Source organism: Alteromonas sp. Cnat2-8 (assembly GCF_022348355.1).
GTDB classification, from domain to species: Bacteria; Pseudomonadota; Gammaproteobacteria; order Enterobacterales; family Alteromonadaceae; genus Alteromonas; species Alteromonas macleodii.
Genome location: NZ_JAKREX010000001.1, coordinates 296,702 through 316,174, shown reverse-complemented (window position 1 = coordinate 316,174; position 19,473 = coordinate 296,702). Strand labels below are relative to the sequence as shown.

The window sequence follows — 19,473 nt, the reverse complement described above, 5'->3', positions numbered from 1 at the left end:
TTACGGCGCAGTAGAATTAACCCCAGTATTGACTTAACTGTTTAGTTGTATAGTGTACCCCAAAAATACGCAGGTAACGTCATAATGGCTCTAACAATTTCAGCACAATTAGATAAATTTGTATCATCTTATGTCGAACAGGCCGAGGGCGAGGGACTCAAGATAGCATTTGATAGCGAGTGGCCCTCGCCGTGCTATGAGACGACGGCGCAAGACGGTAAGCTTGTTAGATGGTCTCCTACGCTTCAATCGCCTGTGCAGTCTTTCAGTAATGTTGAAGAGGCATTATCGCTAAAGCTAAATCCTGACTACTGCGAGTATTTTACTCGTTACTACAGCGATAATTTAAAGGCTAACGCCCCGCAAGGTCGCTGTGAATTGCTTCAAGTTTTCAATACCGAAGATTTTGAAAGATTACAGCAAAACTTGATTGGGCATTTGTTGATGAAGCAAAGACTTAGGCAAGCGCCAACATTGTTTTTTGGTTTAACTGACGAAGAAGATTTTATTTTAACCGTTGTCAACGAAAGTGGCGAAGTGGCACTTGAGCAGGTTGGCAGAGAGCCTGCCAAAATTCTTGCGCCATCTCTTGCGGTGTTTATTGAGCAACTTACACCTGCTATATGACGTTAATGCTTTGACTGACGTCAATCAGACCTAAAATTACCGGCCTGCAAGACTAAAAGCTATTGGGCGTTAATAATTTGATGTAGCGCCCGCTTTAACTCCGCCACTTCTTTTTCTAACGTCTCTACCCGTGCATGCAAATTGCCCGGCTCATCAGTTGTGGCAACAGGATTTTGTTGCGCTACGTTTTCTTCGTTAGATACCTCTAGCTTAGGTTTGTGTGCGTTAAATCGCTTAATCGCTTCAATAGCTTCGGTTACCGATACCTTAAAGGGAGCTTTTGCACGTAAAATGCCTACGGACGGTGTTTTTCCTTCTTTATGCATTTGAAGGCACAAAACGTGAAGTTGCTGCAGGTTAGCGTTACTCATAATACGAAAATGGTTTAAAGTCATGAATAGTCGCAGTGTAGCCTGTCTACGTAGTCAATTTCACTAATAAGTTACTGATTTCACTATTTTTCAAAGTCTTCGTAGAATGGTGTTATTAAGATTGTTATAAAAATCAATGATTTAATTTTTGGCCTTAATCTTGTTTACCAATCATAACTTACATTATCACGCATAAACGCAGTGGTTCTTACGTTAGCGTATTTATGTCTATTCAGTGTCGGTTCACAAAGTAGGCGTAGTATCGAATAAAAACAACACACATAATTAAGGAATTCACATGAAAACGGTTCTTCTTTCAGTAGCTTTGGCATCTTCAGTTTTGCTTTCAGGTTGTGTCGTATCAGTAGGTGGCGGTTCAGATAGTCACTATGGTGCTGATTGGGAAGACAGAGAGTTTAACAATCGTAAACACATTGCGGATCTTGAAACAGGGACAACTTACGAAAGTGTATTGAGAAAAATGGGCGTTGCGGATTTCAATGAACTGTTCGAAAAGCAAGACGGCACATATCGCGTACTTTACTACCGAACTCAAAAAACGATGGGCGATGGTATCACCACAAAAGACGAGTGTACGCCGTTGGTTTTCAGAAATGGAAACTTAGTTGGCTGGGGTGACAGTGCTTATAGCTTAATGCACTAATAATCGTTAGTTGGTAATTGATTACGAAAGTAGGCATTACTAACTGTTTTTAAATGTTAATAAAAAGTTAACATGCAGGGGTTTTTCGCGTAGGCTAAAGTTTAATCAGTTTAAGTGGGTGGTTGGCGCAATGATAAAAGTTGTGCGGTAGTGTCCACTTCTCTCATTTTGTTTAAATGGGTAAAAGCAGCTGTATAACTTTGCGTACAAGGAGCCCCTGATGAATACTGATGCTATTAATAATGCAATAGCCCCCTTGCAAGACACGGTTAAAGCCATCTATCTATCTGTAGATGATCTCAAAGTTGCCGCCTCTATTCTTTACAATGCGTATGTAGATGACCCATTGTTCATTGACATTTTCCAAGCAGAAAAAGAAGGTTATGAAAGCCGTCTACGGTCAGCTATCCGTGAAGAGCTCAATGCATTTTGGGTTGCAGAGCAGCCGATGATTGGCCTGTTCGATGATGAGCGGCTTATTGCCGTTGCATGCTTGACCGCGCCCGATGCAGCATTTGGTTCAGGACGTTACTGGCACTGGAGACTGCGGATGCTTTTAACGGCAGGTTTGTTTGGTACAAAGCAAATGCTAGAGAAAGAAGAAAAAGTGCGAGCATTAGTTCCCGCCGATAACTTCCACATGCTGAGTTTCATCGCAGTACATCCAGATTATCAACATCATGGGCTTGGGCATATATTACTTGGCGCTATTGATAGCGTGGTAGAGGAAGATGAAAAAAGTGAGGGTGTTTCAGTGTTCGTGACCATAGAAAAACATCGCGCTTTCTTTAACGATGACAATTATCAGGTTGTAGGACAACTAAGCCTTTCTCATGTGAACGGTGAGGTAATGTTCAGGCTAAAATGATGTTTTTTTATTCGTTGTGATACTCCTACCAAAACGTCATACGTTGCAGTTCCAATCTTTACACCAAATTTACTACAGCGTTTGTAAGACATTTCCTACAAACGCTGTGAGTGATCTTACCTAAATGATGAAAGATTAATTTATACTAAAGTATAAAGCTATTGATTATATTGAAGTTTTTAAAAGTTAGTCAAAAGTCGTACAAGAATCTTTCTTAAATCTCTGTAATTCAATATGGCGGTAATAATTGGAAGGGATACTATGAACATGTCACAAGGAAACACGACGAGTCACGGATTGAGTCAAGGATCATCAACGGAATAAGTTAGGACAACTTAAGGATGAGACTCCCACAAGGCAATGGGGAAAGGGAAAGGAAAGCAGATAGGACACTGCATTAACAGGATGTTAGAAACGGATTTTAAAGGATATAAAGGGATTCAGGGACGTAAAATGTGAAAGGACTTCGCATACAGGATGTAGCAGGGAAAAATGGACGAGAGCTAGCAAGGAGCTAGAGGCAAGAAGCCAACGGCAGGATAGCCATTAAGGAATTTCTAGTTTGCATGGACGAGCAAACCAAGGACGAAAGAAGGACATGCTAAGGGATTGGCAAAGCTGTAGCAGGATGTACAGCAAATAATGGAATGAGGGAAGGGAACGTCAGCGGAGTCTGACAAGGACAGCCTCAGGAAGAGGAACACTGTATGAAGGATGTACAGTAAATTAGGATAAAAGGAAAGGGACCTACGCATGGATGTGTAGCTCGCACAGGAAGGCGCGAGAGTAGATGGAAAGGGGCGTATACGGATTTTAATCGGGAAGATTTTAGTCGCAAAGGATCGCGGAGAAGGATACTCAAAATTCCAGGAAAAAGGGGAGCCGCTAGGTTCCCCTTTTTTTTTGCGTTGTTTATTACCAATCCGTATGCATTTGTTATGTAAAACCTGACCTGAATGGTGAATTAAGAGCCGCTCACGCTCTTCGACATAGAAGCTTAAACCCTATGCGGCGGCACCTCTGTTCGCATAACCCTTACACCTATTAATTCAACTTCCCCAGTATATCGGTCCTCACCATTACTCGAGAACTCAAAGTTGAATACACTGTGCCAGTCTGGCTTACCATATTTAAACGAGAACCGAGTTTTTGCTCTTGCCACGCTCAACAACTGCAAACCATGTTTATCGCAGTATTGTTTTAGGTAAGCGTTTGTTCGTTCAGAAATAGCCCGTATGCGCCAAAACTGATAGCCAGTAAACCCGATAACCATCCACACCACTAACTCAAGTAACGTCATTTACTTTCTCGCTTGTGCAAACAATTGTTGAAATGCATTGGTGAGAATCTGAGGGTTGGCTTTGGAATGCAGGAGTGTTAGCACTTGTCTGCGTAACTTCGGGACTTGTACTAAATCTGAAAAGAACCCTGCGAATAAGGCGCCCTTATGACCCTCTTTTTCATCAACGTTTGCCGCCTGCTCTAAAAAGGCACTAAGCAGTAGTGGTTCCATTTGCTCGAAATGGCGTGCTGCAATAACGCTTAAAATATCAAGTCTCTGCGACTTTTCGCTTTTTAATAATTCGAGTAGTTTGTTGTTGATGGTCGGGTGGAAACTACCTTCTGACGTGCCTCTCAGCGCCGCTAAATTGATGTCGTCACTTTTATCTATCTCAATTAAATACGCCGCTAATAGATTTTCAGGCAGAGAAACGCTTTCGCTCATTTCCATCAATGTGTTAAGGAAAACGTCCGAGTAAAGTGAGGTGTTGGTTTTAATTGCCTGCGCTAATACATCTTGTTTGGGGTGTTGGCTTAGACTTTGTACAAAGTCGGCCACGCTTTGCATGGATATCTGCTGCCAGTCAACCAGTTGTGGGGCTTGAATGTAGGCCTCAACTTTCTGCGCCTCCTCACTTAAAGGTTGGTTTAGGGTGCGTTTAACTAGTGCGTTAAATTGAGCGAGCTGCGATTGATTGGGAACAAACGAATAAGGATTATCAGGCAAAGTTTGCGCGTTTTCAGTATCTTCAGCAACAGACTGACCTAGTGCATCAACAATAATCTCTAGAAAATGATTTCTTGCTGCGGCAACCACTAAGCCTTGCTCATCAAGCGGCAGTTTCACAAACCAAATATAGTGTTGGGTAGAAGCATTTTTATTCCAAAAGACGATGCCGAACCACGCATGCTGCTGACGAGGGTAGGGCGCGTAAGCACTGCCGTTTTCTATTTCTAGAAAGGTTTGACTATCGGTGGGTTCAAGGCGACGACCTAAATCAAAAACCTGATATTCAGTGCCTGCATGTAACAAAAACTCGCTGATAGAATTAATACCGTTAGCGCTCATAACTCGTTCCAAAATACTGCTTTAATCAAAATTTGCCAGGCTGTCACATCTATTCAAAGGGGCACGTCGATGAGATACCGCCAACAAAGACGGGTAATGGTATCACAGCAGAAGAAATTCAACGATAAGACACGTGGACTTATGTTGACCTTTAGCCCCTGATATACTGCGCGCTTCGAAATAGAAGCGTTTTTGAATTGCGGAGAGGATGTGATTAAAACGAATAGCACTCATCACATTGCATTAAGTAAAGCATTGATACAATTAGAAACAGACATGTATCAGGATGGTATTTGGCCAAATGAAGAGCCTGCGGAACAAGACCTAAAAAATGCCACGGAAAGCTCAGTTCCTTTTGCGGTCGACTGTTTAGCGTTTGAGAGTTGGTTGGCTTTTATTTTTATTCCCAAAATGCGCATTTTGTTGAAACAGGAAATGCCTTTACCACCCATGCAAATTACGCCTGCAGCAGAAATATATCTGTCATCGGCGCATCAACGCACTCTGTCCCAGCTTCAAGTTATTGATAATATTGCCAATGGAGACATTAGGTGAGCAAACACAACGCACTATGCAGAACGATTTAAAAGGCCAATTAACTGTGCATTCAGATGAGCAAACAATAGGAAAGGTAGACGTTGGTGAGGAAGATAGCGTTAATGCTCTTCATTTACCTGTGCTGTACCAAGATGAACATATCATCGCGATTGAGAAGCCGCCTGGCCTACTAGTACACAGAAGCCCGATTGATAGACATGAAACGGTGTTCGCAGTACAGACACTTAGAGACCAAATAGGCCAGCACGTCTATCCTGCTCATCGTTTAGACCGACCCACTTCAGGTGTGCTGGTGTTTAGCTTTAGCTCAGAAATTGCAGCAAAGCTTGGACAGCAGATGATGGACAAGCAGGTAGTAAAAACGTATCACGCTATAGTTCGCGGTTTTGTGCATCACACAGGGTATATCGATTACGCCCTAAAATACCGCTACGACAAAATTGCAGACAAGCATAAGCGCCCGCAGCAGCCGCCACAACCAGCATCAACTATGTATCAGTCAGTGGCAAAATTCGAAGTGCCTGAGCCTGTGGGCAAATACCAAAGTGCACGATATTCGCTAGTTAAGCTTTCTCCTAGTACCGGTCGTAAACATCAGCTTCGTCGGCACATGGTTCATATTCGTCACCCCATTATCGGCGACACGACCCACGGGGACGGCAAACAAAACAAATTCGCCAAGCAGCACTTTAATTTTAACAATTTGGCCTTAAGTTGTACTCAAATGGGCTTTTCTCATCCTATCACTGGAAAGTGGGTAACGATTAATTCACAGATGCACAGTGAAATGCGACTATGGCTCGAAAAATTAGCGCCGTTTTGCGTTTAGGTTGATAAAATAGTAAGAATTTCAGCCTGTCGACAAAGGCGACGATCATTGGTTTAAGAGGTAAAAATGGCAACATTGAAAATTATTGCGGGTACAGTTTACGGCAATGCGCAACACGTAGCTGAGCAGGTGGAAGAGAACTTAGCTGAACAGGGAGTGGATTGCTCACTAGAAAGCGACCCGTCGGTTGCAGATTTTACTGATGCTGACGCACTTTTGATCATTACCTCTACAACAGGGCAGGGCGATGTACCACCAAACCTTGAGTTTGTGTTTTCAGATCTGAAAGACGAATCGCCTATGCTAACCGGCAAGCCATTCGCGGTAGCAGCGCTAGGCGATAGCAGCTATGGCGATAGTTTCTGTGGTGCGGGTAAACAGTTTCAAGCGTTACTGACCGAGCTACAAGGTAACGCAGTTGCCGATATGTTAGAGGTTGACGCGATTGAAACCCTAGAGCCCGAAAAAGACGTAGTAGAGTGGGTTAACACCATTAAAGATAAGCTGTTGGCTTAAGTCTTAGGAGTGTCCTGATTACGAAAAGAAAGAGGCGCATAAGCGCCTCTTTTAATTTGTGAGTCTTTCAGCATGTGGCTCAGCTAATTGAAATTAACCCGAGCCGTTAGCGATAAGCCAGAAATACTGCTTATTCTACGCCGCGAAGTAGCGCGTTGATACCTACTTTCGCGCGGGTCTTCGCATCTACTTTCTTCACGATGATAGCGGCGTAAAGGCTGTATTTACCATCTGCGCTTGGCAGGTTACCCGCCACGACTACTGAACCTGCTGGTACACGGCCATAGTGAACTTCACCGGTTTCGCGGTCATAAATACGAGTGCTCTGACCGATGTAAACGCCCATTGAGATAACAGAACCTTCTTCAACAATCACGCCTTCTACGATTTCAGAACGCGCGCCGATAAAGCAGTTATCTTCAATAATGGTGGGGTTAGCCTGAAGTGGTTCTAATACGCCGCCAATACCCACGCCACCTGAAAGGTGAACATTCTTACCAATTTGCGCACACGAGCCTACTGTCGCCCATGTATCAACCATAGTACCTTCGTCAACGAACGCACCAATGTTTACGTAAGAAGGCATAACAACCGCGTTCTTGCCTACGAATGTACCCGTACGTACCGCTGCTGGTGGAACAATACGCGCGCCGTCAGCCGCAAACTGTTCAGCAGTATAGTTTGTATACTTAAGCGGTACTTTGTCATAAAACTTACTTTCGGCGCCTTCAATCACATCGTTGTTGTGAAGACGGAAGAAAAGTAGAACAGCTTTTTTAAGCCATTGATGTACTACCCATTCGCCAGCAATTTTTTCTGCAACGCGCGCTTTACCTGTGTTTAAAAGGTCAATAGCTTGTGCTACTGCATCTCTTACTTCATTAGGTGCAGATGAAGGGCTAATGCTATCGCGATTTTCGAAGGCGTCTTCAATGATGGCTTTCAATTCATTCATGGTATTGTGATATCTTCAAGTTGGTCGAGTTTGAACAGGATACGCTTTTTAAGGTTCACCTGTTGTTCTTGGGTTAATGCTTTGCCAGCCTCATTGCTGACGATAAAAATATCTTCGGCTCGCTCACCAATGGTGGCAATTTTCGCAAGCTTAAGCGTCATATTAGTATCAACGAATGCGTGACCAATTTTAGCTAAAATGCCCGGAGCGTCTAGGGCTTCTAACTCAATAAGCGTGGCTTCATCGTTGATATTGAAAAAGCGTACCTTAGTAGGCACATCAAGTTGTTTCATTTGCCGAGGCAATTTACGCTTATTTTCGTGCGAACGCCCCGGCTTTTCAAGTTGGGCAGAAATAGCATTTTCAATGGACGCAATGCGAGACTCTGAGCTTATACGACTGCCGTCATTTTCAAGAATAAGCATGCTATCGAACACATAGCCATCTCTGGTCACGGTAACGTGGGCGTCGTGAATTGAACAGTTGCGACTGTCCAGCACTGACGCGACTTGCGCAAACAATGCTTTTCTATCTTTGCCGTAAACAAACACCTCAGTGCCACCTTTCGCACTGTTATCATTTGCTTTTACTAACAGGCCATCGTGCTCTGGTGTAAGCCATTCATTCTGAGCTTTAATAATTTCATCAGTATGCCACGCGATTTGAGTAGGCTTAAAGCGAACAAAGTAATCGTCGTCCAGGCGGGCCCACAATGCATCAATAGCAACAGGCTCAATAGCGCGCTCTTGCAAAATTTGCCTTGCTTGGTGTTTGTGAGTAGTTACTCGCTCGTTCAATGTTACTTGACACTGTAGTCCATTATCCAATGCCTTTTGCGTCATTAAATATAATTCGCGAAGTAAAGATGCTTTCCAGTCGTTCCAAAGGTTGTCATTGGTGGCACGAATATCGGCAAGGGTTAGCGTATAAAGCAAATTAAGGTGATTGTGGCTTCTTACCGCGCCAGCAAACTCGCTTATAACGTCTGGGTCATAAATATCGCGGCGTTGGGCTACCACTGACATCAGTAGGTGGTTTTCTACAAGCCATGCAATCATTTCAGCATCGTCGCTGGGAACATCGTGTTGCTGACAGAACTTTGCTACATCTTGGGCGCCTAATGTAGAATGATCGCCATTTCTACCTTTGGCGATATCGTGGAAAATAGCAGCGATATAAAGCACTTCTGGTTTATCGAGGTTTTTACAAATTCTGCCGCAGCGCGGGAAGTCCTTATTTGCCTTTGAGAAAAAGTAGTTAACGTGCTTCACCAATCGGTGAGTGTGTTCGTCCACCGTGTAGGCGTGAAACAGGTCGAACTGCATCATACCTACAATGGCATCCCATTCAGGAAGATAAGCTTGTAAAATGCCGTATTGATGCATGATGTCCCATGCAAAATCAAAGAACTCAGGCTGTTTCATTAAGCGCATGAATTTTTCGCGGCACAGCGGGCGCTCAACATAGTATTCTGCTTCAAAAGCGCGGTGAGCGTTGCGCAGTTGACGTATGCAAATCGTACTGAGGCCTTGTACTTCTGGCGTGTTGGCCACCAAATGCAGAAAGTCCAAGATTGCTTCGGGAGAGGAGAATACGGTTTCGTGTCGTGGCGATATCATATTATCGAGCAGCTCGAAATCTTCGTTTATGATCACGCTTTTCTGAACGCTTTGGTTCAGCATGTCGTACTTGAAGCGCTGAAGCAGCATTTGATTCAGTTCAGACACCCGCGCCACTGTGCGGAAAAAGTCCCGCATCATTTTTTCGACAGACGATTTACCTTCTTCACCATACCCCATCATTTTTGCAACGTCAGGTTGGTAATCAAACAGCAGCCGGTTTTCGCTTCTGCCTGCAACCAGATGTAGTGCACAACGCATTTTCCAAAGGTGCATGCGACAAGCAATTAATTCACTGTGCTCTTGTTCTGTAAAGTAGCCGTGGCCTACTAAATTCCAGCCGTCATATTCTTTAAAATGCTTTTTGGCGACCCAGCCAATAGATTGAATATCGCGCAAACACCCGGGGTTTTCTTTGATGTTAGGTTCAAGGTTATAAGCGGTACCGTTGAATTTGGCGTGGCGTTTTTTTTGCTCGTCATACTTGGCAGAGAAAAACGCTTTGCTCGACCATGAGTTTCGACCGTTAACTTCATCCCACAATTTATCAAAGGTGGCTTCACTGCCGCAAAGTAATCGGCTTTCCACTAAATTGGTCGCAATCGTAATATCGTCTTTTGCTAGCTTAACCGTTTCTTTGATAGTGCGAACTGACTGGCCAACATCTAATTTGATATCCCATAAAAGGGTGATGAACATGCCAATTTTTTCTTGTACATCGGGCTTAAGTTTCTTTTTACTAACTATGAGTAAATCGATGTCTGAATGAGGTTGCAGATGACCACGGCCGTAACCACCAACGGCGCAAAGCGATAATTCATCGACGGTATCTAAACCATAAAGTTGCCAAAGATGACAAAGCAATGCATCGACGAACTGTGCACGACCGGTAACGAGTTGATTAACCGGCGTAGCGTCGAAGGACTCCGTTATCCAGGCATAACTGGCTTCCACGCACGATTTAATGGCGGGGATTTCATCAACAGAGCTAATTGTGTCGATATTCTTTATCAGTGATTGCAGCGTCAAAATACACCTTTGAAATAGACTTCTTTTTAGACGCTAAGAACAATAGCATGAATTGCTAGTAGTTCGCAGTAGCAAATTAATGCATAAGTTAGGTTGAATTGTGAATATTTATGGTTTTTTGTTATAGGTGTGTAGCGCAGTAAATATGAGGGGAGTGGGCACACGATGCCGAACTTTGATAGTTGGAATTTGAGCTAACGAGCCAATAAAAAAGCAGCCGCGAATTCAACGGCTGCTTTGCATAATTCGATAGACTCAATCTTCTGAAATCATATTTTTAACGCGATTATTCGAAACGTTATCAATATTGTCGAAGTCGATTTATCCGTGAGAAATGATGCGTTCCAAGGTTTCTTCTTCGCGAAGCGTAAGAATCTCAACGCCGGTTTCAGTGACCAATAGGGTGTGCTCCCATTGGGCGCTTAAACTTCTGTCTTTAGTTACCACAGTCCATTGGTCTGGTAGCACTTTGGAGTAGCGCTTGCCTGCGTTTACCATAGGTTCGATGGTAAAGCACATGCCTGGCTCTAACACATCACCCGTCCCTGGCTTACCGTAGTGAACAATTTGTGGTTCTTCGTGGAAACTAGCGCCAATACCGTGGCCGCAGTATTCACGAACTATTGAATAGTTATGCGCTTCAGCATGGGTTTGACAAATATGACCGATATCGCCAAGACGCATGCCCGGTTTCACTTGTTCAATAGCTTTGTACAAGCATTCTTGGGTAACGCGAATTAGGCGTTCTGCAAGAATAGAAGGCTTACCCACCACAAACATTTTTGACGTATCGCCATGATAGCCATCTTTAATAACTGTCACGTCGATATTAATGATGTCGCCGTCTTTCAGTTTCTTGTCAGAAGGAATACCGTGGCAAATACAGTGGTTTACCGACGTACAGATAGACTTTGGAAAAGGCGGGTGGCCGTAGTTTAAAGGCGCAGGTACCGCTTTTTGCTCATTTACAATGTAGTCGTGGCAAATAGTATTTAGCTCATCAGTGGTAACGCCTTTCTTTACGTAAGGCCCTATCATAGTAAGCACTTCGGCTGCCAATTTACCGGCTACGCGCATTTTTTCGATTTCTTCTGGGGTTTTGATAATAGCTGTCACAGCGCCTCTCAAATCGTTTGAAACTAGTTTGATGAAGAATTTTGATTACTTACGCATTATAACACTATTCAGGTCATTCTTAGTAAGGTGATGATATTGTTGGTTTTTATCTGCTAAAGGCAGAGGTGGAAAGCGAGCTCATTAAGGGTTCTATACTTTCTTTAACCTAAATACTTCAAATTGTCGCTTTTTACCCTCAAAACTTGAGGCTTAGGTGGTATTGTGGTATAAAGCGCGCGCCCTGACGGAAAGCTCATTTTGCCACGTGCATTTGGCACCGTTTTAGAGGGTAAATTTATTTTATTAAAACACACATATACCGACACTTCGTATCGGGGTGTTCAGTTCAATTTAGGTTGGTCTGAATCGATACAAGGGGTATATGGAGGCCTAACCCCAAGAGGAAAATAAAATGGCTAATGTTTCTATGCGTGACATGCTGAAAGCAGGTGTGCATTTCGGTCACCAAACTCGTTACTGGAACCCAAAGATGAAGCCTTTCATCTTCGGCGCTCGTAACAAAGTTCATATCATCAACCTTGAAAAAACGGTTCCACTTTTCAACAACGCACTTAACTACCTTTCAGGTGTTGCGTCTAAGAAAGGTAAAATCCTTTTCGTTGGTACTAAGCGCGCAGCTGGCGAAGCAGTTAAAGATGCTGCTCTTAAGTGCGACCAGTACTACGTAAACAAGCGTTGGTTAGGTGGTATGCTGACTAACTGGAAAACAGTACGTCAGTCAATCAAGCGTCTTAAAGATCTTGAGCAGCAAAGCCAAGACGGTACGTTTGAGAAGCTAACTAAGAAAGAAGCACTTATGCTTCAGCGCGAAATGGACAAGCTTGAAAACAGCCTTGGCGGTATCAAAGACATGGGCGGTCTTCCAGACGCGATCTTTGTTATCGACGCAGATCACGAGCACATTGCTGTAACAGAAGCTCGTAACCTAGGTATTCCTGTTGTTGGTGTTGTTGATACTAACTCTAACCCAGACGGTGTTGATTACATCATCCCTGGTAACGACGATGCTATCCGCGCTATCCAACTTTACTTGGATGCTGCTGCAAACGCTATCAACTCAGGTCGCGAAAGCAACCTTGAAGTACAAGCTGAGCAAGACGACTTCGTAGAAGCAGCAGAGTAATTCTGATTGCTTACTGTCATATCTTAATAATATGGCAGTACTACAATACGAAACGTATTGAGAGGGGCGACATCGCCCCTTTTACCTAACGAATTTATATTTAATGCTGAGGAATTGAAAAATGGCAGTGACTGCAGCACTAGTTAAAGAACTGCGCGAACGTACTGGCGCAGGTATGCTGGATTGTAAAAAAGCCCTGGTTGAAACGGATGGTGACATTGAGTTAGCCATTGAAAACATGCGTAAATCAGGCCAAGCGAAAGCGGCTAAAAAAGCAGGCCGTATCGCAGCTGAAGGTGTAATCCTTACTAAGGTTGAAGCAGGTCGTGCGACTATGCTTGAACTAAACTGTGAAACTGACTTCGTAGCACGTGACGAAGGTTTCCTTAAGTTTGGTAACGAGCTACTAGAAGTAGCTGCTGCTAACAACATCAACGACATCGAAGCGCTTAACGACGCAGACATGAACGGCGTTAAAGTTAGCGAAGCGCGTGATGCACTTGTTGCTAAAATCGGCGAAAACATCTCTCCTCGTCGCGTTATCAACGTTGAAGGCGATACACTAGGCGCGTATGTACACGGCGGCCGTATTGGTGTTATCTCTATTCTTACTGGTGGTGACGAAGAGCTTGCGAAAGACGTTGCAATGCACGTTGCAGCTGCAAGCCCGCAGTTCGTTAAGCCTGAAAACGTTCCAGCAGAAGTTGTTGAGAAAGAGAAAGAAATCCAAATCGAAATCGCTATCCAGTCTGGTAAGCCAGCTGATATCGCTGAGAAAATGGTTGCAGGCCGCATGAAGAAGTTCACTGGCGAAGTGAGCTTGACTGGTCAGCCTTTCGTTAAAGATCCTTCAATCTCTGTTGCTGAGCTTCTTAAGAACAACAGCGCAGACGTAATCAACTTCGTACGTTTCGAAGTTGGTGAAGGTATCGAGAAGAAGACTGAAGACTTCGCTGCTGAAGTAGCTGCTCAAATGGCTGCTGCTAAGAAATAATTGAGTGTTTATCTTTTGCATTAAGCAATAGTTAGATAAACTACAAAGCACCTCTTAGGAGGTGCTTTTTTATAGCTGAACGTCTTTAGTGTTGCCATTGCAATGCGTAAGTGTGAAGCTAGGCGAGATTAAGTACGCGCCTGCCTGACAAACGAAAGCGCTTTGTCCTATGTTTTTTACATCAGTGGCTTGTCGAAAGACATAGGACAAAACGGGTTTACGAGGACAATTCAAACTATGAGTATCACACCAAAATCAGCATACCGACGCATTTTGTTAAAGCTTAGTGGTGAAGCCCTAATGGGGGCGGAAGGCTTTGGCATAGACCCTAAAGTGCTAGATAGAATGGCACAAGAGATTAAAGAGCTGGTTGAACTTGGTGTTCAAGTTGGTCTTGTTATCGGTGGTGGTAACTTGTTCCGTGGCGAAGGCTTAGCAAAAGCGGGAATGAACCGCGTTGTTGGCGATCACATGGGAATGTTAGCTACCGTTATGAATGGCTTAGCCATGCGCGACGCGCTTCATCGTGCATTTGTAAATGCTCGTATGATGTCAGCTATCCCACTTAATGGCGTGTGCGATGCATACAACTGGGCCGAAGCTATTAGCCTTCTTAAGTCAGGCCGCGTTGTTATCTTCTCTGCGGGTACGGGCAATCCTTTCTTCACTACAGACTCAGCGGCTTGCTTACGCGGCATCGAAATTGAAGCCGATGCGGTATTGAAAGCGACAAAAGTTGATGGTGTTTACAGCGATGATCCGGTGAAAAACCCAGAAGCAACGCTTTATGAAGAACTGACTTATCAAGAAGTACTAGAAAAAGAACTTAAAGTGATGGACTTGTCAGCGTTTACTTTGGCGCGCGATCACAGCTTGCCAATTCGCGTATTCAACATGAATAAGCCAGGTTGCCTGAAGCGTGTTGTGATGGGCGAAAAAGAAGGTACTGTTATTCGCCACGCTGACAACGATTAATTAAGAACAATAGGATACAAATCGTGATTGATGAAATTGAATTAGATGCGCAAGAGCGCATGGAAAAAAGCCTAGTTTCTTTAAAGGGCCAATTCAGCAAAATTCGCACTGGTCGTGCGCATCCAAGCCTTCTAGATGGCATCATGGTACCTTATTACGGCGTAGACACGCCGCTAAAGCAAGTGGCTAACGTTGTTGCAGAAGACAGTCGTACTCTAGCGTTAACTGTGTTTGATAAAAGCGCCATTCAAGCGGTAGAAAAGGCCATTATGCAGTCTGACCTAGGTTTAAACCCAATGAGTGCAGGTGGTTCAATTCGTATTCCACTTCCTCCACTTACTGAAGAGCGTCGTAAAGACCTTATTCGCGTTGTTCGCAACGAAGCAGAAGGTGGTCGTGTCGCTATCCGTAACATCCGTCGCGACGCGAACGGTGACATCAAAGATCTTCTTAAAGAAAAAGAAATCAGTGAAGATGAGAGCCGCGCTGCTGAAGAGAACATTCAATCTATTACTAACGATTTCATTAAGAAAGTTGACAGCATGCTTGCTGACAAAGAAAAAGAACTAATGGAAGTATAAGTAAGTATTATGATTGGAAAGCGTTTAAGCGCAGCCAAATCGACAAAAGCAGAGGTGCCAGCAGAATCTGCTGGCCCGAAGCACGTTGCAATCATTATGGATGGCAATGGTCGATGGGCGCAAAAGAAAGGGAAAATTCGTACCTTTGGTCATAAAGCCGGGGTAGAGTCTGTTCGTTCTGTTGTGCGCTTTGCACGTCAAAACGGTATTGAATCACTTACGCTATTCGCGTTTTCAAGTGAGAACTGGAAACGTCCTGAGGAAGAAGTCAGTGTCTTAATGGAGCTGTTCAATCTTGTCCTCAATAGTGAAGCAAAAAGACTACACAAAAATGGTGTACGTCTACAGGTTATTGGTGATGTTGAGGCGTTTGATGCCAAGCTGGTCGAAAAAATTCGTAAAGCTGAAGACATGACCAAAGACAACAAAGATTTGGTCTTGAATATCGCCGCAAATTACGGTGGTAGATGGGACATTGTAAACGCGGCTAAGCAGCTTGCTACGCAAGTGAAAAGTGGCGAACTTGATGTGGAAAGCATCTGTGAAGACGCACTGAATGCGCACATTTCAACAGCTAACCTTCCTGAGTTAGACCTTCTTATTCGCACAGGTGGCGAACACCGTATTAGCAACTTCTTGCTGTGGCAATGTGCCTATGCAGAGTTGTACTTTACCGACGTACTATGGCCCGACTTCAACGAAGACGTGTTTCAATTGGCCGTAGACGATTTTAACGTTCGCCAACGTCGCTTCGGTTTAACCGGTGAACAGGTAGTCACAGCCGATGGTTAACACCATACAGGCAATTATCAGGCTTGCCCTGGTAACGATAGCCAAGGGCAAATTATGCTAAAACAACGAATAATAACTGCATTAATCCTCGCGCCACTGGCGCTTTACGCTATTCTTTTTCTTCCTATTTTTTGGTTTGAAATAGCCATTGCTGGTGTTGTCGGCATTGGCGCTTATGAATGGGCGAATATGTCGGGCGTATGTGAACGTCCTAAAAAGCTCATTTATATGGCAGGTGCCTTTGCCATATGTATAGCCTTGTCTCTTATTGTTGATGCCAGCACGATTTGGTATCAAGGCCAATTACATGGTTTATACCGTGCCATATTAACGGTTGCCGTATTATGGTGGATAGCGTCTTTATTTATGGTGCTAGCCTATCCCAAATATTCCAAGTTCTGGAAAGACAGTCGCAGCGTTAGAACCCTATTTGGGGCACTTACGCTTATACCCACATGGGTAGCGGTTGTTGCGCTTCGTACGAGCTTGCACGATGTTGATCCTTTCTACGGTGCTTCACTCATCTTCTATGTGCTGGGGATTGTTTGGGCTGCAGATATAGGTGCATTCTTTGTTGGCGTAAAATTCGGACGCCATAAGCTACGCCCTAACGTATCGCCAGGTAAAAGTTTAGAAGGCTTGTTAGGCGGTATTGCAGCTTCATTCGCTATTATCGCTTTTGCGGCCCTTCACTATCAGGTAGAGCCTTCGCGTATTTGGCTTCACCTTGCTATTGGCGGTATTACGGTGGCTGTTTCCGCCCTTGGCGATTTAAACGAAAGCATGCTTAAGCGTTGTGCGGGCATTAAAGACAGCGGCAAAATTCTCCCTGGACACGGTGGTGTACTCGATAGAATCGACAGCTTAACCGCGGCATTCCCTGTTTTTGCGTTCTGCTATGTAACCTGGATGGCGTAATGCAAACAGTAACAGTGTTAGGAGCCACAGGCTCCATTGGTTGTAATACACTCGACGTAATAAACCGCCACCCAGACAAATATCGCGTATTTGCTATTACTGGCAACTCACAGCTTGAATTGCTTATGGAGCAGGCCCAGAAATGCGCGCCGCGCTATGTGGTAATTGCTGATGACGCTAACTACAAACTAGCCTGTGAGTTAGCATCTCAGTACGGTGTGGATGCAGAAATTCTCTCTGGTGCTAAGGCGCTGGAAGAAGTATCCAGCGCGCCTGAAGTTGATGCTGTAATGGCAGCCATTGTGGGTGCAGCAGGGCTTTTACCCACACTGGCAGCAGTAAAGGCGGGTAAACGGGTTTTGCTTGCCAATAAAGAAGCGTTAGTCATGTCTGGTGCTTTATTTATCGAGGCTGCGAACCAAAGCGGCGCTGAAATTCTTCCTATTGACAGCGAACACAATGCCATATTCCAGTGCCTACCGCACGATTATGAATACGGTAACTTTGCCGCATCCGGCATTCGTAAAATTCTCTTAACGGGTTCTGGTGGTCCGTTTAGAGAAAGACCGCTTGATAGCTTCTCGTCAATTACAATCGATGAAGCCAGTACACACCCTAACTGGTCGATGGGCAGAAAAATTACAATCGATTCTGCAACTATGATGAACAAGGGGCTGGAGTTTATTGAAGCCTGTTGGCTGTTCGGTGCTGGCGCAGATGATATTGATGTGGTTATTCACCCGCAAAGTATTATTCATTCTATGGTGCAATATGTTGATGGCTCGGTGATCGCACAAATGGGCAATCCTGATATGCGTACCCCTATTGCTTATGGTTTGGCGCATCCTGAGCGAATCGAAGCTGGCGTGACGCCGCTCGACTTTTCTGACATTGGCAATTTCAGTTTCCAAACCCCTTGTTTTGAGCGTTATCCGAATTTGAAGCTGGCTATTGATGCGTGTAAAGAAGGGCAATGTGCAACAACACGAGTGAACGCGTCAAACGAAGTGGCTGTCGACGCCTTTCTAGAAGGCAAAATTCAGTTTTGCGATATTGCTAAAGTAAATGACGCCACGCTTAATGCTATGCCCAATGTGTCGGTGAATTCTATTCAGCAAATACTAGAGCAAGACAGCCTTGCAAGAGCAAAAGCTAACGAGATTATTCGAGGTAAATTCCAGTGCTAGCATTTTTATGGAGCCTTGGTGCATTCATTGTAGCCTTAGGTATTTTGGTTGCTGTACATGAGTGGGGGCACTTTTATGTGGCTCGTAAATGCGGTGTGCAGGTAGAGCGCTTCTCAATTGGTTTTGGAAAGCCTATATGGCGTAAAACAAGTAAATCAGGCACGGAATATGTCATCGCTATGATCCCATTAGGTGGATACGTGCGCATGCTCGATGGACGCATTGATGACGTACCGCCTGAGTTAGAAGACAAAGCGTTTAACAATAAACCCGTTTTGCAGCGCATGGCGGTTATTGCTGCTGGCCCTGGCGTTAACTTTATTTTTGCGTTTTTCGCACTGTGGTTGATGTATCTGGTGGGGCTGGAAACGGTTAAGCCAGTAGTTAAACAGGTTGAGCCAGAAAGCATCGCAGCTATCGCTGGTGTGCAACCTGGTGATGAAATTATTAAAGTTGGCGACAGGAATACGCCTGATTGGGAAGCGGTAAACCTGGAAATAGTCTCAAACATTGGCGCCGAAAAAGCCAATGTTACGGTTAAAAATTCGTCAAATGTTGAAAAAGAACTGACTTTTACACTGGGTTCTTGGAACTTTGACCCAGATAGCGAGTCTCCTTTAAGCAGCTTAGGCTTAACCCCTTATCGTCCAGATGCAACGTTAACCGTTGGGTTTGTAGGTGAAGGAAGCGCGGCTCAGCAAGCGGGTTTAAAACCCGGTGATGAGCTTCTTGCATTAAATGGCGCTAAGTTGTCATCGTGGGAGCGATTAGTTGACGTTATTGTTGAAAGTCCCGGCGAGAATATCTCGCTTGATATACAAAGGGATGGACAACAACTGACGTTAGATGCCACGATAGCGCGCCGCGATACACCACAAGGGCAAAGTGGATATCTCGGTGTAAGCCCAACATTTGAGCCTTGGCCAGAAGGGTATGTGTTTACGCATCAATATGGCATTATAGAGGCTATTGGGAAGGCGCTAGATAAAACATGGCGTCTTATGACACTCAGTGTCGAAATGATAGGTAAGCTCATCACGGGCGACGTGTCAGTGAAGAATTTGAGTGGGCCTATCTCAATTGCTCAAGGTGCGGGAACAAGTGCTGGGTATGGACTTGCGTACTTTTTGAGTTTTCTTGCCTTAATAAGCGTAAATTTAGGCATAATAAATTTATTACCCTTGCCCATGCTTGACGGTGGTCACCTCATGTTTTTTATCGTGGAGTGGATCACAGGCAAACCTGTGCCTGAAGCGGTTCAGGAATGGGGTTACAGAATAGGTGGCGTGCTTCTGTTTATGATCATGGGTATCGCAATTTTTAACGATATCGCTCGCATAACCTGATACAAATCAGGAAGTACAAAACAGCTAATACAAA

The 19,473-nt window shown here is 44.3% G+C and carries 20 protein-coding genes; 14 read left to right on the top strand and 6 right to left on the bottom strand.

Going from position 1 to position 19,473, the window contains the following annotated elements; genetic code table 11:
- Positions 1-84: 84 nt before the first annotated feature.
- Positions 85-627 carry a SecY-interacting protein gene (syd, locus tag MHN00_RS01330; RefSeq protein WP_101563636.1) on the top strand — a complete coding sequence of 181 codons (543 nt, stop codon included), beginning with the start codon at positions 85-87 and terminating at the stop codon, positions 625-627.
- A 59-nt stretch (positions 628-686) separates the two neighbouring features.
- Here syd and MHN00_RS01325 read toward each other — a convergent pair whose 3' ends face one another.
- Entirely contained in the window at positions 687-1,022 is a 336-nt protein-coding gene (locus tag MHN00_RS01325; protein WP_039230542.1) for a hypothetical protein, read from the bottom strand.
- Positions 1,023-1,296: 274 nt separating this feature from the next.
- Here MHN00_RS01325 and MHN00_RS01320 point away from each other — a divergent pair, with 274 nt between their 5' ends.
- Both MHN00_RS01320 and MHN00_RS01315 read left to right on the top strand, forming a co-directional pair.
- Positions 1,297-1,662, top strand: a complete 366-nt coding sequence (locus MHN00_RS01320) for a DUF3192 domain-containing protein (protein ID WP_239299951.1) — start codon at positions 1,297-1,299, stop codon at positions 1,660-1,662.
- Positions 1,663-1,882: 220 nt separating this feature from the next.
- Positions 1,883-2,530, top strand: a complete 648-nt coding sequence (locus tag MHN00_RS01315; RefSeq protein ID WP_014948543.1) for a GNAT family N-acetyltransferase — start codon at positions 1,883-1,885, stop codon at positions 2,528-2,530.
- A 997-nt stretch (positions 2,531-3,527) separates the two neighbouring features.
- Here the strand turns inward: MHN00_RS01315 and MHN00_RS01310 are convergent.
- Both MHN00_RS01310 and MHN00_RS01305 read right to left on the bottom strand, forming a co-directional pair.
- A complete protein-coding gene (locus tag MHN00_RS01310; protein ID WP_014948544.1) occupies positions 3,528-3,830 on the bottom strand; it encodes a DUF3301 domain-containing protein in 303 nt (100 codons plus the stop codon).
- Positions 3,831-4,880, bottom strand: a complete 1,050-nt coding sequence (locus MHN00_RS01305; protein ID WP_069943863.1) for a DUF3549 family protein — start codon at positions 4,878-4,880, stop codon at positions 3,831-3,833.
- Between the two features lie 210 nt (positions 4,881-5,090).
- Between MHN00_RS01305 and MHN00_RS01300 the strand changes: the two genes are divergently transcribed.
- From MHN00_RS01300 to MHN00_RS01290, 3 genes are all read left to right on the top strand, one after another.
- Positions 5,091-5,435 (top strand): YqcC family protein, encoded by a 345-nt coding sequence (locus MHN00_RS01300; protein WP_239299949.1) that lies wholly within the window; start codon positions 5,091-5,093, stop codon positions 5,433-5,435.
- Positions 5,419-6,267: a tRNA pseudouridine(65) synthase TruC gene (gene truC, locus MHN00_RS01295; protein ID WP_239299947.1), complete on the top strand. Its 849-nt coding sequence runs from the start codon at positions 5,419-5,421 to the stop codon at positions 6,265-6,267. The genes MHN00_RS01300 and truC overlap by 17 nt, the downstream gene beginning before the upstream one ends.
- A 66-nt stretch (positions 6,268-6,333) precedes the next feature.
- Positions 6,334-6,783 carry a flavodoxin gene (locus tag MHN00_RS01290; RefSeq protein ID WP_061484989.1) on the top strand — a complete coding sequence of 150 codons (450 nt, stop codon included), beginning with the start codon at positions 6,334-6,336 and terminating at the stop codon, positions 6,781-6,783.
- A 130-nt stretch (positions 6,784-6,913) separates the two neighbouring features.
- Here the strand turns inward: MHN00_RS01290 and dapD are convergent, their stop codons facing one another.
- The 3 genes from dapD to map form a co-directional block, all read right to left on the bottom strand.
- Positions 6,914-7,738 carry a 2,3,4,5-tetrahydropyridine-2,6-dicarboxylate N-succinyltransferase gene (dapD, locus tag MHN00_RS01285; RefSeq protein ID WP_239299945.1) on the bottom strand — a complete coding sequence of 275 codons (825 nt, stop codon included), beginning with the start codon at positions 7,736-7,738 and terminating at the stop codon, positions 6,914-6,916.
- On the bottom strand, positions 7,735-10,386 hold the full coding sequence (gene glnD, locus MHN00_RS01280; RefSeq protein WP_239299943.1) for a [protein-PII] uridylyltransferase: 2,652 nt from the start codon (positions 10,384-10,386) through the stop codon (positions 7,735-7,737). The genes dapD and glnD overlap by 4 nt, the downstream gene beginning before the upstream one ends.
- A 321-nt stretch (positions 10,387-10,707) precedes the next feature.
- Positions 10,708-11,502 (bottom strand): type I methionyl aminopeptidase, encoded by a 795-nt coding sequence (gene map / locus MHN00_RS01275; RefSeq protein WP_014948551.1) that lies wholly within the window; start codon positions 11,500-11,502, stop codon positions 10,708-10,710.
- Between the two features lie 412 nt (positions 11,503-11,914).
- Between map and rpsB the strand changes: the two genes are divergently transcribed.
- The 8 genes from rpsB to rseP all read left to right on the top strand — a co-directional run bounded on the left by rpsB (position 11,915) and on the right by rseP (position 19,439).
- On the top strand, positions 11,915-12,646 hold the full coding sequence (gene rpsB, locus MHN00_RS01270; protein WP_014948552.1) for a 30S ribosomal protein S2: 732 nt from the start codon (positions 11,915-11,917) through the stop codon (positions 12,644-12,646).
- 121 nt (positions 12,647-12,767) lie between these two features.
- A complete protein-coding gene (tsf, locus tag MHN00_RS01265; RefSeq protein ID WP_014975850.1) occupies positions 12,768-13,640 on the top strand; it encodes a translation elongation factor Ts in 873 nt (290 codons plus the stop codon).
- Between the two features lie 237 nt (positions 13,641-13,877).
- Complete coding sequence (gene pyrH / locus MHN00_RS01260; protein ID WP_014948554.1) at positions 13,878-14,615, top strand: UMP kinase; 738 nt, start codon at positions 13,878-13,880, stop codon at positions 14,613-14,615.
- Between the two features lie 23 nt (positions 14,616-14,638).
- Positions 14,639-15,196: a ribosome recycling factor gene (gene frr / locus MHN00_RS01255; RefSeq protein WP_014948555.1), complete on the top strand. Its 558-nt coding sequence runs from the start codon at positions 14,639-14,641 to the stop codon at positions 15,194-15,196.
- A gap of 9 nt (positions 15,197-15,205) precedes the next feature.
- Positions 15,206-15,988, top strand: coding sequence for a polyprenyl diphosphate synthase (gene uppS / locus MHN00_RS01250; RefSeq protein WP_014948556.1), 783 nt, complete (start codon positions 15,206-15,208; stop codon positions 15,986-15,988).
- 54 nt (positions 15,989-16,042) lie between these two features.
- Positions 16,043-16,906 (top strand): phosphatidate cytidylyltransferase, encoded by an 864-nt coding sequence (locus MHN00_RS01245; protein WP_014948557.1) that lies wholly within the window; start codon positions 16,043-16,045, stop codon positions 16,904-16,906.
- A complete protein-coding gene (ispC, locus tag MHN00_RS01240; RefSeq protein WP_101563645.1) occupies positions 16,906-18,093 on the top strand; it encodes a 1-deoxy-D-xylulose-5-phosphate reductoisomerase in 1,188 nt (395 codons plus the stop codon). The genes MHN00_RS01245 and ispC overlap by 1 nt, the downstream gene beginning before the upstream one ends.
- Positions 18,087-19,439, top strand: a complete 1,353-nt coding sequence (rseP, locus tag MHN00_RS01235; RefSeq protein WP_014948559.1) for a sigma E protease regulator RseP — start codon at positions 18,087-18,089, stop codon at positions 19,437-19,439. The genes ispC and rseP overlap by 7 nt, the downstream gene beginning before the upstream one ends.
- Positions 19,440-19,473: the final 34 nt, after the last annotated feature.

Coding starts and splice junctions, on each gene's coding strand:
- syd (WP_101563636.1), top strand. CDS start 85: ATGGCTCTAACAATTTCAGCACAATTAGATAAATTTGTATCATCTTAT.
- MHN00_RS01325 (WP_039230542.1), bottom strand. CDS start 1,022: ATGACTTTAAACCATTTTCGTATTATGAGTAACGCTAACCTGCAGCAA.
- MHN00_RS01320 (WP_239299951.1), top strand. CDS start 1,297: ATGAAAACGGTTCTTCTTTCAGTAGCTTTGGCATCTTCAGTTTTGCTT.
- MHN00_RS01315 (WP_014948543.1), top strand. CDS start 1,883: ATGAATACTGATGCTATTAATAATGCAATAGCCCCCTTGCAAGACACG.
- MHN00_RS01310 (WP_014948544.1), bottom strand. CDS start 3,830: ATGACGTTACTTGAGTTAGTGGTGTGGATGGTTATCGGGTTTACTGGC.
- MHN00_RS01305 (WP_069943863.1), bottom strand. CDS start 4,880: ATGAGCGCTAACGGTATTAATTCTATCAGCGAGTTTTTGTTACATGCA.
- truC (WP_239299947.1), top strand. CDS start 5,419: ATGGAGACATTAGGTGAGCAAACACAACGCACTATGCAGAACGATTTA.
- MHN00_RS01290 (WP_061484989.1), top strand. CDS start 6,334: ATGGCAACATTGAAAATTATTGCGGGTACAGTTTACGGCAATGCGCAA.
- dapD (WP_239299945.1), bottom strand. CDS start 7,738: ATGAATGAATTGAAAGCCATCATTGAAGACGCCTTCGAAAATCGCGAT.
- rpsB (WP_014948552.1), top strand. CDS start 11,915: ATGGCTAATGTTTCTATGCGTGACATGCTGAAAGCAGGTGTGCATTTC.
- tsf (WP_014975850.1), top strand. CDS start 12,768: ATGGCAGTGACTGCAGCACTAGTTAAAGAACTGCGCGAACGTACTGGC.
- pyrH (WP_014948554.1), top strand. CDS start 13,878: ATGAGTATCACACCAAAATCAGCATACCGACGCATTTTGTTAAAGCTT.
- uppS (WP_014948556.1), top strand. CDS start 15,206: ATGATTGGAAAGCGTTTAAGCGCAGCCAAATCGACAAAAGCAGAGGTG.
- MHN00_RS01245 (WP_014948557.1), top strand. CDS start 16,043: ATGCTAAAACAACGAATAATAACTGCATTAATCCTCGCGCCACTGGCG.
- ispC (WP_101563645.1), top strand. CDS start 16,906: ATGCAAACAGTAACAGTGTTAGGAGCCACAGGCTCCATTGGTTGTAAT.